Here is a 14,385-nt window from a genome sequence, read left to right as displayed (position 1 = left end):
GCGCTCTTTTGGAAGGCAGGGACGCAAGCGGATGAGCGACGTTAAAGTGGGGATCATCATGGGAAGCCAGTCAGACTGGTCCACGATGAAAGAAGCCGCAGATATTCTGGATGAGTTGGGCGTGGCCTATGAAAAACGCATCGTTTCAGCGCACCGCACCCCAGATCGCTTGTGGGACTATGGCAAGACTGCTGTCTCGCGCGGATTGCAGGTGATCATTGCTGGGGCCGGCGGGGCCGCGCATTTACCGGGTATGATGGCCTCGAAAACACGCGTTCCTGTGATCGGCGTTCCGGTGCAGACGCGGGCACTGTCTGGCGTCGATTCGCTCTATTCCATTGTTCAGATGCCCAAAGGGTTCCCGGTTGCGACTATGGCGATCGGGTCGGCAGGCGGTGCCAATGCGGGATTGATGGCCGCTGGCATTCTGGCGCTGCAGGATAACGCTCTGGCCGACCGGCTGGATGCCTGGCGCGACGCGCTATCGGCCTCAATCCCCGAAGAACCCGAGGGATGAGCCGGATCGGATTCATCGGCACGGGCCATATTGCGGCCCCGATGGTGCGTTTTTTGGCCCGTAAAGGGCACGAGATCTCCGTGACAGAACGCAATGACCAGGTTTCAGCCGCGCTAAATGCTGAACTGGGTGTGTCTGTCACGACGCCACAGGCCGTGATAGATGCATCCGAGATCGTGTTCCTGTGCCTGCGCCCACATATCGCTGCGGACGTTCTGGCCGCCTTAACGTTTCGATCCGACCATCAGATCGTCTCGGTCATGGCAGCAGTCTCGAAAGATGAACTAACCGAGCTCTGCTCTCCGGCGCCGGCAATCGTGCAAACCATTCCGCTGGGATTTTTGGAAGCCGGTGGTTGCCCGCTTGTCGCTTTCGGCAACGATCAACTGCTGGTCGATTTGTTCGCACCGGAAAACCCGGTGATCAAGGTCGCAGATGAGGCGGCACTGAACGCCCATTTCGCCATTTGCGCCATGGTCCCCGGCCTTCTGGACCTGATGGCGACCGGAGCAACTTGGCTGGGAGACACAACCGGAGACGCAGCCGGGGCCGAATTCTACACCACCCAGTTGGTATCGGGCTTTCTGCACGCGATGGATAAGAAGGCCGCAGGCCGCCTAGAGGCCGAACGCGATGCGCTGGCCACTGACGGCACGCTGAGCCTGCAAATGACACAGACCCTGCAAGATCAGGGCGCGCACAAGGTATTGCACGCAGCACTTGGCGCTATTGGCAAACGTTTGGAGAGTTGAGAATGGTGGAAATGCTTGCCCCCGGCGCGACAATCGGGATTTTGGGCGGCGGTCAACTGGGCCGTATGCTGTCCGTTGCTGCAGCCCGGCTGGGTTTTGTGTCGCATATTTATGAACCCGGTGCGACCCCGCCTGCGGGTCATGTGGCGGATCGTGTGACCACCGCCTCTTATGATGATGCCGAGGCCCTCAAGGCCTTTGCCGAAGCAGTCGATGTCATCACCTATGAGTTCGAGAACATCCCCACCGAAGCACTGGACATTCTGGAAGTCCACCGCCCCATCCGCCCGGGGCGCGAGGCGCTGCGGGTCAGTCAGGATCGACTGAACGAAAAGGCTTTCTTGCAAGGGCTGGGCCTGAATACCGCACCCTTCGCCGATATCACGGATCTGGACAGCCTGAAGGCTGCGATTGACAAGATCGGCACCCCTGCCATCCTGAAGACCCGCCGATTTGGCTATGACGGCAAGGGACAGGCCCGGCTACGCAGCCCCGATGACGCTGAAACTGCTCTGGCCGATATGGCGGGTGCGCCTGCGATCCTTGAAGGGTTTGTCGATTTCAGCCACGAAGTATCAATCATCGCCGCGCGCGGATTGGATGGTCAGGTCGCCTGTTTCGACCCCGGTGAGAACGTGCATCGCGATGGCATTTTGCATACCACCTCCGTCCCTGCCCGCCTGCCCGCAGCAAAGCGCACAGATGCGATCCTGCTGGCGGCAAATATCCTGAACGCCTTGGACTATGTCGGCGTCATGGGGGTCGAGTTGTTCGTGACCCCGCAGGGTCTGATCGTGAACGAGATCGCACCGCGCGTGCATAACTCGGGCCATTGGACACAGAATGGCTGCGCGGTGGATCAATTCGAGCAACATATCCGTGCCGTGGCAGGCTGGCCTCTGGGCGACGGGCAGCGTCATTCAGACGTGGTGATGGAGAACCTGATCGGCGACGATATGGACCGCGTACCTGAACTCGCGACCGAACGTGATGTTGCGCTGCATCTTTATGGCAAGGCCGAGGTGAAGGCAGGCCGCAAGATGGGTCATTTTAACCGCATCACGCGGTAAATCAGCCGACAAACCGCGCGGCGATATCCCCGGCCATATAGCTGACGCGCCCGGCAGCCAGCGTTGCCGCGACACGGTTTGTATCTGCCTCCAGAATGACCAGATCGGCACGCTGCCCGGGGGTGAGCGTGCCGCGATCTTGCAACCCAAGTACGCGGGCTGGCCCTGACGACACCAGCGCCCATGCGCCCGCCATGTCCAGAAGGCCGGATTTGGCCAGCATCAAGGCTGCCCGGCGCGGGCTGGGATAGTGATAATCCGAGGCCAGTGCATCGCACAGCCCCATCGCAATCAGGTCCAGCGCGCTAACATTCCCTTTATGCGACCCGCCGCGCACCACATTGGGCGACCCCAGGATGATGTGATCCCCGGCGGTGCGGGCGGCCTCGGCGGCTTCCAGCGTTTCGGGGAACTCTGAAATCCGCGCGCCCCGCGCGCGCCAATCGGCGCGAGTTTGGGCAGTGGCGTCATCGTGGCTGCCCATCCGGACGCCCTGCTTTGTCAAAGCAGTACAGAGTACATCCAGTGCGGTATACACCTCATCCCGGCGAGCATGCATCGACAGCAGCATTTCGAAATGCACCTCGGGATTGCGACCGGCCTTGAGCGCCTGACCGGTCAGACGCGGGGGCTTACGCCCCTCAGCCAGACGGTCATGCGGCAGGTGGTCGTTGAACACGACATAGGGCACCCGCCAAGCCGCAATCTTTTCTGCCAGTCCGGCGTAATCGTCCAGCATATGCGTTTCAAACCGAAGCTGGGGCATCAGATCGGTGACGGTGTGGTCCTTGACTGCCGCAATGGCATCAAACACCTGCCCTGCGAACTCAGGCCCGCGCACCCCACCTTCCCAACTGTAAAACTGGGCCAGAACGGCTGTGGTGATGCCATTGGCCGCCAGTTCAGCCTCGACTGAGAGGATCCCTTCGTTCATCTGCTTCATGGCACCGCGACGGGGCGCGATGTGCCGTTCAAACCCATCACCATGCAGGTCGATAATACCGGGCAGAACCAGATATCCTGACAGGTCGATCTGCTGCCCGGCAGGGCCTGTCTGAACCACGCCATCGGCAATGGTCAGATCGACATCCGTCAGCCCCTCGCCGGGCAGAAGAACCTCTGCACCGGTCAGAGTCAGGCTTAATGCGGTCATTGCGTGGACTCCGAGTCAGGTTCCGAGCAATCCTGTCCGATGCAGATCTCGTCAATAGCTTCCATCACCCCGTCAAGCCAGGTGATCTGCGGGTCGAACTGGCCGAATTCAATGAAGTGCAGGGCCTGAGCTATGACCCGCGGATTGTTCATCATGAACGTATGCGTCACCGGCAGAACCAGGTGATCAGTCATTCCTTCGACCTTGGTGCTTTCAACCGAAACCTTACCGTCATCAGGCCCATCAATCAGTGAAGAAAACACCGGGTTTAATGAGTTCTCGCCTGCGATAACACCCAGTTCAAAATCCACCGGCGGTAGACGACCCGGGATCCCTTCGGCGCCTGTGCCCAGTTGAAGGCCCGCAGGTCCGTTGAGATAGCCGAACACCTCCCACGCGCTAAGTTCATCGACCAGTTGGCTGCCCTGATTGGGCGGCCCCAGCATGACGACACGACCCAGGTTTTCCGGGCTATGATCCTTGAGCCAATAGCGCAACAAAATGCCGCCCATCGAATGTGCCACCACATTGACAGTGTCATCGCCACAAGACGCAAAGGCATCAGGAATGGTTTGTTCGGCCAGTTCGGGAATACCGATCTCGGTCGAGGGATAGCCCGGGCGCACAACCGAATAGTCATGTGACTTGAACAGCTGCTCCATCACGGTGAAAGAGGCCTCGGTCCGCGCAAGACCATGCAACAAGACCACGCATTTCGCGCTGGCCGCGGCAGGAAGCAGAAAGATAAGCAGGGCGATCAGAATTTTCATAAGCGCCAGATAATGCCTTAGCGCCGCTGATGAAAGCCCTACCCCCGCTGACGTCGCAGCACCGCCAGCGCAATGCCGCCCAACACAAGCGCTGCGCCAATCAAAAGCCGGGCCTCTGCTGTTTCGCTCAGCAAGAGGACACCACCCAGAATAGCAATCACGGGCACGCTCAACTGCACTACAGCTGCAACGGTCGGTGCCAGTTGGGGCAAAACACGGTACCACAACGCATATCCCAGCCCCGAAGTGACCGCCCCGGATATTGCCGACAGCAACAAACCGGTGCCCGTCATCTGCCAACCTCCGCCGAGCAGCAGCAAAGCTCCGGCCGTCACCGGAAGGGCAATGACGAAATTCGCCGCCGTACCGGCAAGCGCATTTGGCTCGGACCGTCCCGCCAGAGAATATGCTGCCCAGCCAATCCCGGCAGCGCACATCAGGGCGGCTCCGACCGGGTCCACCTGAACCGTTCCCGACGGCCAAAGCACATAGGCGAGGCCACCCAATGCAATCGCCGCTCCCAGAAGTTGCTGTCGTGTCGGTGAATTTCCAGTCACGGCAGTGGCCACGAACATCGTGATTTGCACCACCCCGAAAAGGATCAAGGCGCCCAGCCCAGCATCCAGTGTAAGATAGGCGATCGAGAACCCGATCATGTAAAGCGACAAGGCGCCGGCGCCAATGAACCGGCGAGAGCTGCGCAACGGCAGGCTGCCGCCACGTATCAAAACCAGCACCGCCAGCATGAGCGCCCCTGCCAGAACGCGCATAACCGCAAACCCGGCCGGGTCGCTATCGCCGCCTTCAACGGCCATCCGGTTCAGAATAGAGTTCGCTGCAAAGGCGCACATGGTGAGGGCGGTCAGAAGGAACAGTCGCATATCAACCCGATATCGGTTTCACACCGGTTTGGGTACTCACTTTCCTGAAGGGACCGGTTAGACCGTCGACCTCGGAACAGTTTGAGCCACAGTTTCAGTCAAAAGCGGCGTGTCAAAACGAAACGGGGTCGCCCGAAGGCGACCCCGTTCCTTAGCTCTGCAGCTCCCCTCTGGGCGGTTTGGCTATGCTGCCAAGCGCCTGTGGGGCCGTCAGAATTCGCCTAAGCGAATTCGACGTTTTACATCATGCCGCCCATGCCGCCCATGTCGGGCATGCCGCCGCCAGCAGGTGCATCTTTCTGCGGCTTGTCAGCAACCATTGCTTCGGTAGTGATCAGCAAGCCAGCAACCGACGCTGCATCTTCCAATGCGGTACGGACAACTTTGGCCGGGTCAATCACGCCGAATGCGAACATGTCACCATATTCTTCAGTCTGCGCGTTGAAGCCAAATGCCACATCGTCGCTTTCGCGAACTTTGCCAGCAACAACCGCACCGTCGACACCTGCGTTTTCAGCGATCTGGCGCAGAGGCGCTTCGATTGCCTTACGAACGATGTTGATGCCTGCGTCCTGATCAGCGTTTGCGCCTTGCAGAGTGTCCAGTGCTTTACCGGCCTGAACCAGAGCAACACCACCGCCCACAACAACGCCTTCTTGAACAGCAGCGCGGGTCGCGTTCAGAGCATCGTCCACACGGTCCTTACGCTCTTTCACTTCAACTTCGGTCATGCCGCCGACGCGGATAACAGCAACACCGCCTGCCAGTTTGGCAACACGTTCTTGCAGCTTCTCACGGTCGTAGTCCGACGAGGTTTCTTCGATCTGGGTGCGGATCTGAGCAACACGTGCTTCGATCTCGGCTTTTTCGCCAGCACCGTCGACGATGGTGGTTTCGTCTTTGGTGATCTCGATTTTCTTGGCTGTGCCCAGCATGTCCATAGTCACGGACTCAAGCTTCATGCCCAGATCTTCGCTGATGACCTGACCACCGGTCAGGATTGCGATGTCCTGCAGCATGGCCTTACGGCGATCGCCGAAGCCCGGTGCTTTGACAGCAGCAATTTTCAGGCCGCCGCGCAGTTTGTTAACAACCAGAGTTGCCAGCGCTTCGCCTTCAACGTCTTCTGCAATGATCAGCAGCGGCTTTTGCGACTGGATCACTTGCTCGAGCAGCGGAACCATCGGCTGAAGCGAGGACAGTTTCTTTTCGTGCAACAGGATCATGCAGTCTTCGAGGTCTGCAACCATCTTGTCAGCGTTGGTGACAAAGTAAGGCGACAGGTAGCCGCGGTCGAACTGCATGCCTTCGACAACATCGGTCTGGGTTTCCAGGCCTTTGTTTTCTTCGACGGTGATAACACCTTCGTTGCCGACCTTCTGCATCGCGTCTGCGATTTGCTGGCCGATCTCGGTTTCACCGTTGGAAGAAATGGTGCCAACCTGAGCAACTTCAGCCGAGTCCTTGACTTCACGCGAGGCGTTCTTGATGCCTTCAACAACCTTGGCAGTTGCCAGGTCGATGCCGCGCTTCAGGTCCATCGGGTTCAGGCCCGCTGCAACCTGCTTCAGACCTTCTTTGACGATGGACTGAGCCAGAACGGTTGCGGTGGTGGTGCCGTCGCCGGCCTCGTCATTGGTGCGGCTGGCGACTTCTTTCACCATCTGCGCGCCCATGTTTTCGAACTTGTCTTCCAGTTCGATTTCCTTGGCAACCGAAACACCGTCTTTGGTGATGCGCGGCGCGCCGAAAGATTTGTCCAGAACCACGTTGCGGCCTTTGGGGCCCAGGGTCACTTTGACAGCGTCGGCCAGGATGTTCACACCTGCCAGCATGCGGTTACGGGCATCGGTGTCGAACTTGACGTCCTTAGCAGCCATGTCGTTTCTCCTTGAGAAAATGTATTGGGATGAAGATCAGAGGAAGCGCGTGGGCTTACTCGATGATCCCCATGATGTCGCTTTCTTTCATCATCAGCAGCTCTTCGCCGTTGACTTGGACCTCGGTGCCCGACCATTTGCCGAACAGGATCTTGTCGCCAGCTTTTACAGCCATTGCGATCAGCTCGCCGCTGTCCTTGCGTGCGCCTTCGCCGGTCGCAACAACTTCGCCTTCGCTGGGCTTTTCTTTCGCGCTGTCGGGAATGATCAGACCACCAGCGGTTTTCTCATCGCTTTCGGTACGGCGAACCAACACGCGGTCATGAAGCGGTTTCAATGCCATCTTTGCAGCTCCTTGGGCTCAAAGTTTATTTATCCTCCCCTCACCTTGCGGCGAGGCGTTAGCACTCGACCCTTGCGAGTGATAACGGCGTATAGCTAGGGGGTCGAAATCCCTGAGTCAACAAGCGTGAAGAATTTTTTATCCTTGGGACTCAGTCAGGCTGATCCCAGCTATAGGCCCAGTGCTTCAGACCCTCTTGTCCGGATTCCGACAAGGCGTAGACGCCTTTTTCAATTTTGTCGAACCAGCCATAATGGTTTTCGCGCATCAGCCGGGTCGCAATCGAAACACCGGTTGCCTTAGCAACATCTGCCCCTTTTGTGGCACCACATTCTGCAAGATGCGCCGCACAGCGCAAAGCATCCTGACGATAGGCGGTGACGAGGCCGTGGCGTGTGGCGCCGCCTGCGTTCGGATCACCTTCAAGCCTGTCAAACTCGCGCAGCAGCCGCGCTGTTTTGGCCTTGTCTTTTCGCGGGGCGTAGGGCCCAGGATCACAATGCACCTCGACAACGCCATCCGCCCGAACAGTTATCAGGCCAAGGCCCAACCTTCGACATAGCGCCGTGTTGTCCTTCAACGCCCGCCTGGCTGTGCGTCCGCGGGGCTTGAGAACACAGATATAGACATTTTCAGTAACCTTCAGTCGGGTGATTGCCTGGTGAAACAGCGCCAATGAGAAACGCAACTTCAACTCTACAATCAAAGGCTCTTCACCCTCACGAACAGCCATGACATCGACCGCACCGACCTCGCCTTTGACGGTATAGCCCTGACGCTCTAACAGCGCCTTGATTGGGGGGTAGAGATCCTGCTCGCGGTCCATGTGGCTCATGCTATTCGAATTACTGTGGAATGCCAGACACAGATCAGGTCAGTGTCCATCCTGGCAGGTTGAACACCGGCCTTGGCCCCGGCAAGGTCGCACCCCATATAGGGATTGATCCAACCAGGATGGTACGATGCGTTTTTTGATCTTTTTGGCTTGTCTGCTGGTACCTTTCTCGGCCCAAGCGGCCTGCGAGGGGCGCGACCTGAGGTCTGACCTAAGTCCAGAGGCGCAAGCTGATTTGCAGCAGGCTTTGGCCGACTTCCCGTACCCGGAAGGCAATCACTGGATCGCGACCAAAGGCGATACAGTTCTGCATCTGATAGGAACGCTGCACACAAACGACCTGCGTATGGACGCCGTCACAGAAAGGCTGGAGCCGACACTCAGCCAGGCGGATGCGTTCTATTTCGAAGTGACCCAGGACGAAATGACCGCTTTTGAACAGGAACTGGCCAAAGACCTCAGCCCTGTTCTGATCACCTCAGGTCCCACCCTGATTGAGCTGATGCCGGAAGAGGACTGGGCCGCCCTGTCCAGCGGCTTGGCAGAGCGTGGCATCCCCAGTTGGATGGCTGCAAAAATGCGCCCCTGGTTTCTGAGCATGATGCTGGGTGTCCCCCCATGCATGACCGAGAATCCGGAAGCCAGCTATGGAATGGACGCGCGCCTGACCGACATGGCCGAAGCCCATGACATCCCCCAGTACTCTTTAGAGCAGATTGACGATCTGATGGCGATGTTTGACCAGCACCCGATCGAAAAGCAGGTGCAATCACTGATCCGCATGGCCAGTGCCTTTGAAAGCAGCGAGGATCAGTTGGCGACTATGGTCAATGCCTATCTAGAAGAAAAGCACGCAGAGATCATCCAATTTGCCAGACTACAGGGGCTTGAAACATCCGGTCTGTCACAAGAGGTCTTCGACGAAGAGTGGTCCAGTTTCGAACAGCAACTTCTAGTCGGGCGCAACAACAACTGGATGCAGCACATATTGGCCATTCAGGACCAAACGGTGGTTATTGCAGTGGGCGCCGGACATTTGGGCGATGACCATGGTCTGTTGAACCAGTTGGAACAGGCCGGATACACGCTGAAACGTGCCGCTTTCTAGGCCCGGCCTTACCCTTCGTCGCAGTTTACGCAGGGGCGGGTGACAAGTGTGCCAGACCACCCTATAAGGCGCCCAAATCTACTCTCCTCAGGACGCTGAAATGACAACCCTCGTATTTGGACATAAATCCCCCGACACTGATTCCACCGGTTCGCCGATCCTGTGGTCATGGTACATGAACGAAATCAAAGGCGAACAGGCCGAGCCTGTCCTGCTGGGTGAACCCAACACTGAAGCAGCCTTTATGCTGCAGCACTGGGACCTGCCCAAGCCGCGCATCATCACAGACGTAGAGGCTGACGCGCCGGTTGTTATTGTCGACACGAACAACCCCGCCGAGCTGCCCGCCAGTATCAACGGCGCCGATATCCGCGCCATTATCGACCACCACAAACTGGTCGGCGGTCTGGAAACCAAAGGCCCGATCGACATCACCGTGCGGCCGCTGGCCTGCACCGCCACTATCATGGTCGACATGATCGGCGTCGATGCCGCCAAAATGCCCGATGCCATCAAAGGCGCGGCGCTGACCTGCATCCTGTCGGACACGTTGGAATTCCGCTCGCCCACCACAACCGCGCATGACCGCGCTGTGGCCGAAAAACTGGCCGCGGATCTGGGTCTGGACGTCTCGGCCTATGCTGCAGAAATGTTCGCGGCCAAATCAGATGTGTCCTCATTCTCGGACGCCGAGCTGATCCGGATGGACAGCAAGGAATACGAAGTCGACGGCACCAAATTCCGCGTTTCGGTTCTGGAAACCACAGCACCGGGTGTCGTGCTGGACCGCAAAGACAGCCTTGCGGCGTCGATGGCCGACGTAGCCAAAGAGGACGGTGTCGATCAGGTATTGCTGTTCGTGGTCGATATTCTGAACGAAGAAGCCACCCTGCTGGTTCCCAACGATCTGGTCAAAGCCGTGGCCGAGAAAAGCTTTGACGCCTCGGTTGATGGCGACGTGGTCGTTCTGCCCGGGATCATGAGCCGTAAGAAACAGATCATTCCGAACCTCAAGGTCTGATTCCAAAATCACCAAAGGCGCCTTGATCGGGCGCCTTTTTTGCTAGGCATTGCCCTTACTGGCCAAACACCACACGCACTGTCTTAGGCTCAAACGACACCCTTTCCAGATCAATGGGGGCCCAACATGACGCAGATCATCCACGCATTGCCCGAGGTTTCCAGCCGTTATAAGGCCCTGTTCGTCGATCTTTGGGGCTGTGTACACAATGGCATCACTGCTTACCCCGAAGCGGTTGCGGCCCTGCAGGCCTATCGCGCGCAAGGCGGCATTGTTGTCCTGGTGACCAACTCTCCCAAGCCGCGTGCTGGAGTCGCCACCCAGCTGGCGCAATTCAATGTCCCAGACGACGCCTATGACACGATTGCAACCAGCGGAGATTCGGCCCGGTCGGCCATGTTCCGGGGCGCAGTGGGCGAAAAGGTCTATTTCATGGGCGAATGGCAGCGGGACGCGGGATTCTTTGAACCGCTGAAGTTGTTGGACCACCCGATTCATATCGAGCGCGTGCCTCTAGCCGAGGCAGAGGGCATTGCTTGTTGCGGCCCCTTCGATCCTATGGCCGATCCGTCTGTGAACCGCGCTGATTTCCTGTACGCCAAACAAAAGGGGCTGAAGCTGCTTTGTGCCAATCCCGATATTGTGGTGGACCGCGGCGAGGTTCGGGAGTGGTGCGCTGGTGCATTAGCCAGGCTTTATACGGAAATGGGTGGCGAAAGCCTATATTTCGGAAAGCCTCATCCGCCGATCTATGATCTTGCCCGCCGCAGGTTGCAGGAACTTGGCCACGACATCCCCGATGGGGACATTCTTGTCATCGGAGACGGTCCGCACACCGACATTCTGGGGGGAATGGGGGAAGGCATTGATTCTCTTTTCATCTCGGGCGGGCTAGCCGCGGCCGAGACAAAAACCGAGGCACATCCGCATCATGACTCCCTAACTGATTATATTCAAAAGGAAAAGGTAAACCCGACCTATACGATCGGCCGCCTTAGGTAGTCAAAAAAGGCTTGATTTTCTGCAGTTGCAAAGTAATAAAGTTTCCCAACAGGGGTGACTTTGATTTTTTTGTTGCCCGATGAATTCGAGTGAGGGCAACATGTTGGATAATCTTCCACGCGGCACGATCTGTATTGAAGACATCGAGATGGGCATGTCCCGTCACCTTCGCAAAGTGGTGACGGACGAGGATATCGAAATGTTCGCTCAGGTGTCGACCGACAGAAACCCCGTACATCTGGACGACGATTACGCCCGCGACACGATCTTCGAGGGGCGCATCGCGCATGGGATGCTGACCGCGGGTCTGATCTCGGCCGTGATCGGCGAGCAGTTGCCTGGCCACGGCACAGTTTACATGGGGCAGTCGCTGAAGTTTCTCGCTCCTGTTCGCCCGGGTGACATGGTCTATGCCGAGGTCAAGGTGATCGACATTGATTTTGCCAAACGTCGGGTCAAGCTCGATTGTCACTGCGCAGTGGATGGCAAGAAGGTGCTGGTCGGCGAAGCCATGGTACTGGCCCCGTCGCGCAAATTCGACTGAGCGTTTCCGGGAGTCTCAGACCCTTGAACAAGCGCGCCTGTCCCGCTAGGCAGTCGCTATGCGCATCATTCGTGACCTTCAATTCATCGAACCCCAAGATCGCGGCGCCAGCGTGGCGATCGGGAATTTCGACGGCGTTCATATTGGCCACCAATCTGTGATCGAACTGGCCCTCAGCGCCGCGCCGAGTGCACCTTTGGGCGTACTGACATTCGAGCCGCATCCCAGGGAATACTTCGCCCCGGACACCCCGCCCTTTCGCCTGATGCGCGGCAATGCCCGCGCGCACCGGTTAGCAAAACTGGGGGTCGAAAAGCTGTATGAGCTGCCGTTCAACGCCGCATTGGCTGGCCTGACGCCCAGGGAATTCGCCCGCAACGTGATCTGCGACGGGCTCGGCCTGTCGCATGTCGTCGTAGGTGCCGATTTCTGTTTCGGCAAAGGCCGCAGCGGCACCGCTGATGACTTGGTGCTCTTTGGGCAAGAGATGGGGTTCGGTGTCACCATCGCTCCGTTGATGGAGAGGTCCGAAAATGTCGTTTCTTCCACTGCGATCCGTACTGCACTGACCGAGGGCCGCCCGCAGGATGCCGCTACCATGCTGGGTCACTGGCACCGGATCGAAGGCGAGGTGATCGGAGGAGAACAACGGGGCCGTGAACTGGGATTTCCCACCGCAAACATGTCCATTGAGGGGCTGCATCCGCCAAGATTCGGCGTCTATGCCGTACTGGTCGATGTTCTGGATGGACCTCATCTGGGCAGCTATCAAGGCGCAGCCTCGGTTGGGACGCGACCGATGTTCAATGGTGAGGTCCCCAATATCGAAACCTTCCTGTTCGACTTCTCGGGTGACCTTTATGGCGCGACCCTGTCGGTGGGTCTGGTAGAATACCTGCGCCCCGAGATGACCTTTGACGGTCTGGACGGCCTGATCGCGCAGATGGATGCCGATTGCGACAAGGCCCGCGGCCTGCTGGCGGACCGATGACAACGGATCCGATCGACCGCACCGGCCTGGCCCCCAGGTTCTGGGAACGAAAACCGCTAACCCGCATGAACCAAGCCGAATGGGAAGCTTTGTGCGATGGCTGCGGCAAATGTTGTCTGAACAAACTGGAAGATGAAGACACCGGCGAGGTTGCCCTGACCTGCGTCGCCTGCCGTCTGCTGGATGACGAAAGTTGCCGCTGCACCCAATACGATATCCGCCACCAATTTGTGCCGGAATGTATCGTGATGACGCCGGGCAACATCAACGATCACGCCTATTGGCTGCCACAGACCTGTGCCTATCGCCTGCTGTGGGAGGGCAAACCCCTACACGACTGGCACCCCTTGATTTCTGGCACACCGGACAGCGTTCATGCCGCCGGAGTCTCGGTTCAGGGGCGGACCGTGTCCGAATTCGAAACTCCGCTGGAGGAGTGGGAAGATCATATCATCGAGGAGCCCAGCTAATGTACTTTGCCTCTGACAATTCGGGGCCGGTTCACCCGGCGGTCATGGAAGCGCTGAATGCTGCCAATCAGGGCTATCAGATGGCCTATGGAACCGACACCCTGATGAATGAGGTCCGGGATCGCATTCGCGGGGTGTTCGAGGCACCTGGCGCCGCCGTGTATCTGGTGGCCACCGGGACCGCGGCGAATTCGCTGGCGCTGGCGACGCTGGCGCAGCCGTGGGAGACGGTGTTCTGCTCACCTGTGGCCCATATCCACGAGGATGAGTGCAACGCGCCCGAGTTTTACAGCGGCGCCAAGCTGACGCTGGTTCCGGGCGCGGACAAGATGGCGCCGGACGCGCTGCGCGGCTCGATTCTGGCCGAAGAAACACGCGGCGTGCATGGACCGCAGCGCGGACCTGTGTCCATTACGCAGGTGACCGAACGAGGGTCTGTTTACACCCTGTCAGAATTGCAGGCGCTCTGCGCTGTGGCCAAAGAGTATGGGCTGCCAGTCCATTTGGACGGTGCGCGTTTTTCCAACGCCCTTGTTGCGTTGAACTGCTCACCCGCCGAGATGACGTGGAAAGCAGGCGTGGATGCGGTCAGTTTTGGCGGGACCAAAAACGGGCTGATGGGCGTCGAAGCCGTTGTCTTCTTTGATGAAAGCAAAGCCTGGGAATTCGAATTGCGCCGCAAGCGCGGGGCGCACCTGTTCTCCAAGCACCGCTATCTGTCCGCCCAAATGGCCGCGTATCTGCAGGATGATCTGTGGCTGACACTGGCCCGTCAGGCCAATAACAACTGCGCCCGTCTGACCGAGGGATTGCGGTCCAAAGGTGCCTCTTTCCTGCACGCGCCGCAGGCGAATATGATTTTTGCCCAATTTTCACGCGCCCAACACAAGCAACTGCATGCCGCAGGTGCTGTTTACCACCTGTGGGGGGCAGAGCTGGACGGGGCAGATGACAGCGAAATTCTAGCCTGTCGGCTGGTTTGTGACTGGTCCATCGAGCCTGCGCAAATTGATCGGTTCATCGCGCTCTTGTAACGACGCGCCCGAAG

At 58.4% G+C, this 14,385-nt stretch carries 16 protein-coding genes; 10 read left to right on the top strand and 6 right to left on the bottom strand.

What is annotated here, in order from left to right; translation table 11 throughout:
- Positions 1–31: 31 nt before the first annotated feature.
- The 3 genes from purE to AC2FIC_RS00195 are packed head-to-tail and all read left to right on the top strand — an operon-like array spanning position 32 to position 2,339.
- Positions 32–517, top strand: coding sequence for a 5-(carboxyamino)imidazole ribonucleotide mutase (gene purE, locus AC2FIC_RS00205; RefSeq protein ID WP_271949196.1), 486 nt, complete (start codon positions 32–34; stop codon positions 515–517).
- Complete coding sequence (locus tag AC2FIC_RS00200) at positions 514–1,269, top strand: NAD(P)-binding domain-containing protein (protein WP_282021522.1); 756 nt, start codon at positions 514–516, stop codon at positions 1,267–1,269. The genes purE and AC2FIC_RS00200 overlap by 4 nt, the downstream gene beginning before the upstream one ends.
- A 2-nt stretch (positions 1,270–1,271) precedes the next feature.
- A complete protein-coding gene (locus AC2FIC_RS00195) occupies positions 1,272–2,339 on the top strand; it encodes a 5-(carboxyamino)imidazole ribonucleotide synthase (protein WP_496691013.1) in 1,068 nt (355 codons plus the stop codon).
- Between the two features lies 1 nt (position 2,340).
- Here AC2FIC_RS00195 and AC2FIC_RS00190 read toward each other — a convergent pair whose 3' ends face one another.
- From AC2FIC_RS00190 to AC2FIC_RS00165, 6 genes are all read right to left on the bottom strand, one after another.
- Positions 2,341–3,492, bottom strand: coding sequence for an alpha-D-ribose 1-methylphosphonate 5-triphosphate diphosphatase (locus tag AC2FIC_RS00190; protein ID WP_496691014.1), 1,152 nt, complete (start codon positions 3,490–3,492; stop codon positions 2,341–2,343).
- On the bottom strand, positions 3,489–4,262 hold the full coding sequence (locus tag AC2FIC_RS00185) for an alpha/beta fold hydrolase (RefSeq protein ID WP_496691015.1): 774 nt from the start codon (positions 4,260–4,262) through the stop codon (positions 3,489–3,491). Before AC2FIC_RS00185 ends, AC2FIC_RS00190 begins: the two co-directional genes overlap by 4 nt.
- A gap of 38 nt (positions 4,263–4,300) precedes the next feature.
- Complete coding sequence (locus tag AC2FIC_RS00180; RefSeq protein WP_496691016.1) at positions 4,301–5,143, bottom strand: DMT family transporter; 843 nt, start codon at positions 5,141–5,143, stop codon at positions 4,301–4,303.
- 239 nt (positions 5,144–5,382) lie between these two features.
- Complete coding sequence (gene groL, locus AC2FIC_RS00175) at positions 5,383–7,023, bottom strand: chaperonin GroEL (RefSeq protein ID WP_496691017.1); 1,641 nt, start codon at positions 7,021–7,023, stop codon at positions 5,383–5,385.
- A gap of 55 nt (positions 7,024–7,078) precedes the next feature.
- The gene (locus AC2FIC_RS00170) at positions 7,079–7,366 is read right to left on the bottom strand and encodes a co-chaperone GroES (protein WP_120632017.1); all 288 of its coding nucleotides are present in this window, start codon (positions 7,364–7,366) and stop codon (positions 7,079–7,081) included.
- Between the two features lie 151 nt (positions 7,367–7,517).
- Positions 7,518–8,192 (bottom strand): DUF2161 domain-containing phosphodiesterase, encoded by a 675-nt coding sequence (locus AC2FIC_RS00165; RefSeq protein ID WP_496691045.1) that lies wholly within the window; start codon positions 8,190–8,192, stop codon positions 7,518–7,520.
- 136 nt (positions 8,193–8,328) lie between these two features.
- On the opposite strand from AC2FIC_RS00165, the gene AC2FIC_RS00160 reads away from it, so the two are divergent.
- From AC2FIC_RS00160 to AC2FIC_RS00130, 7 genes are all read left to right on the top strand, one after another.
- On the top strand, positions 8,329–9,309 hold the full coding sequence (locus AC2FIC_RS00160) for a TraB/GumN family protein (protein WP_496691018.1): 981 nt from the start codon (positions 8,329–8,331) through the stop codon (positions 9,307–9,309).
- A 100-nt stretch (positions 9,310–9,409) separates the two neighbouring features.
- Positions 9,410–10,330, top strand: coding sequence for a manganese-dependent inorganic pyrophosphatase (locus AC2FIC_RS00155; protein ID WP_496691019.1), 921 nt, complete (start codon positions 9,410–9,412; stop codon positions 10,328–10,330).
- Between the two features lie 126 nt (positions 10,331–10,456).
- A complete protein-coding gene (locus AC2FIC_RS00150; RefSeq protein ID WP_496691020.1) occupies positions 10,457–11,332 on the top strand; it encodes an HAD family hydrolase in 876 nt (291 codons plus the stop codon).
- Between the two features lie 100 nt (positions 11,333–11,432).
- A complete protein-coding gene (locus tag AC2FIC_RS00145) occupies positions 11,433–11,876 on the top strand; it encodes a MaoC family dehydratase (RefSeq protein ID WP_074736482.1) in 444 nt (147 codons plus the stop codon).
- Positions 11,877–11,934: 58 nt separating this feature from the next.
- Entirely contained in the window at positions 11,935–12,867 is a 933-nt protein-coding gene (locus tag AC2FIC_RS00140; RefSeq protein WP_282021528.1) for a bifunctional riboflavin kinase/FAD synthetase, read from the top strand.
- Entirely contained in the window at positions 12,864–13,337 is a 474-nt protein-coding gene (locus AC2FIC_RS00135; protein ID WP_142636512.1) for a YcgN family cysteine cluster protein, read from the top strand. Before AC2FIC_RS00140 ends, AC2FIC_RS00135 begins: the two co-directional genes overlap by 4 nt.
- Entirely contained in the window at positions 13,337–14,371 is a 1,035-nt protein-coding gene (locus tag AC2FIC_RS00130; RefSeq protein WP_496691021.1) for a threonine aldolase family protein, read from the top strand. The genes AC2FIC_RS00135 and AC2FIC_RS00130 overlap by 1 nt, the downstream gene beginning before the upstream one ends.
- Positions 14,372–14,385 lie beyond the last annotated feature (14 nt).

The sequence above is a fragment of the Ruegeria sp. CDSC079 genome (genome assembly GCF_059610505.1).
The sequence above is the reverse complement of the archived record's forward strand: the minus strand, read 5'-3'. Positions and strand labels throughout refer to the sequence as shown.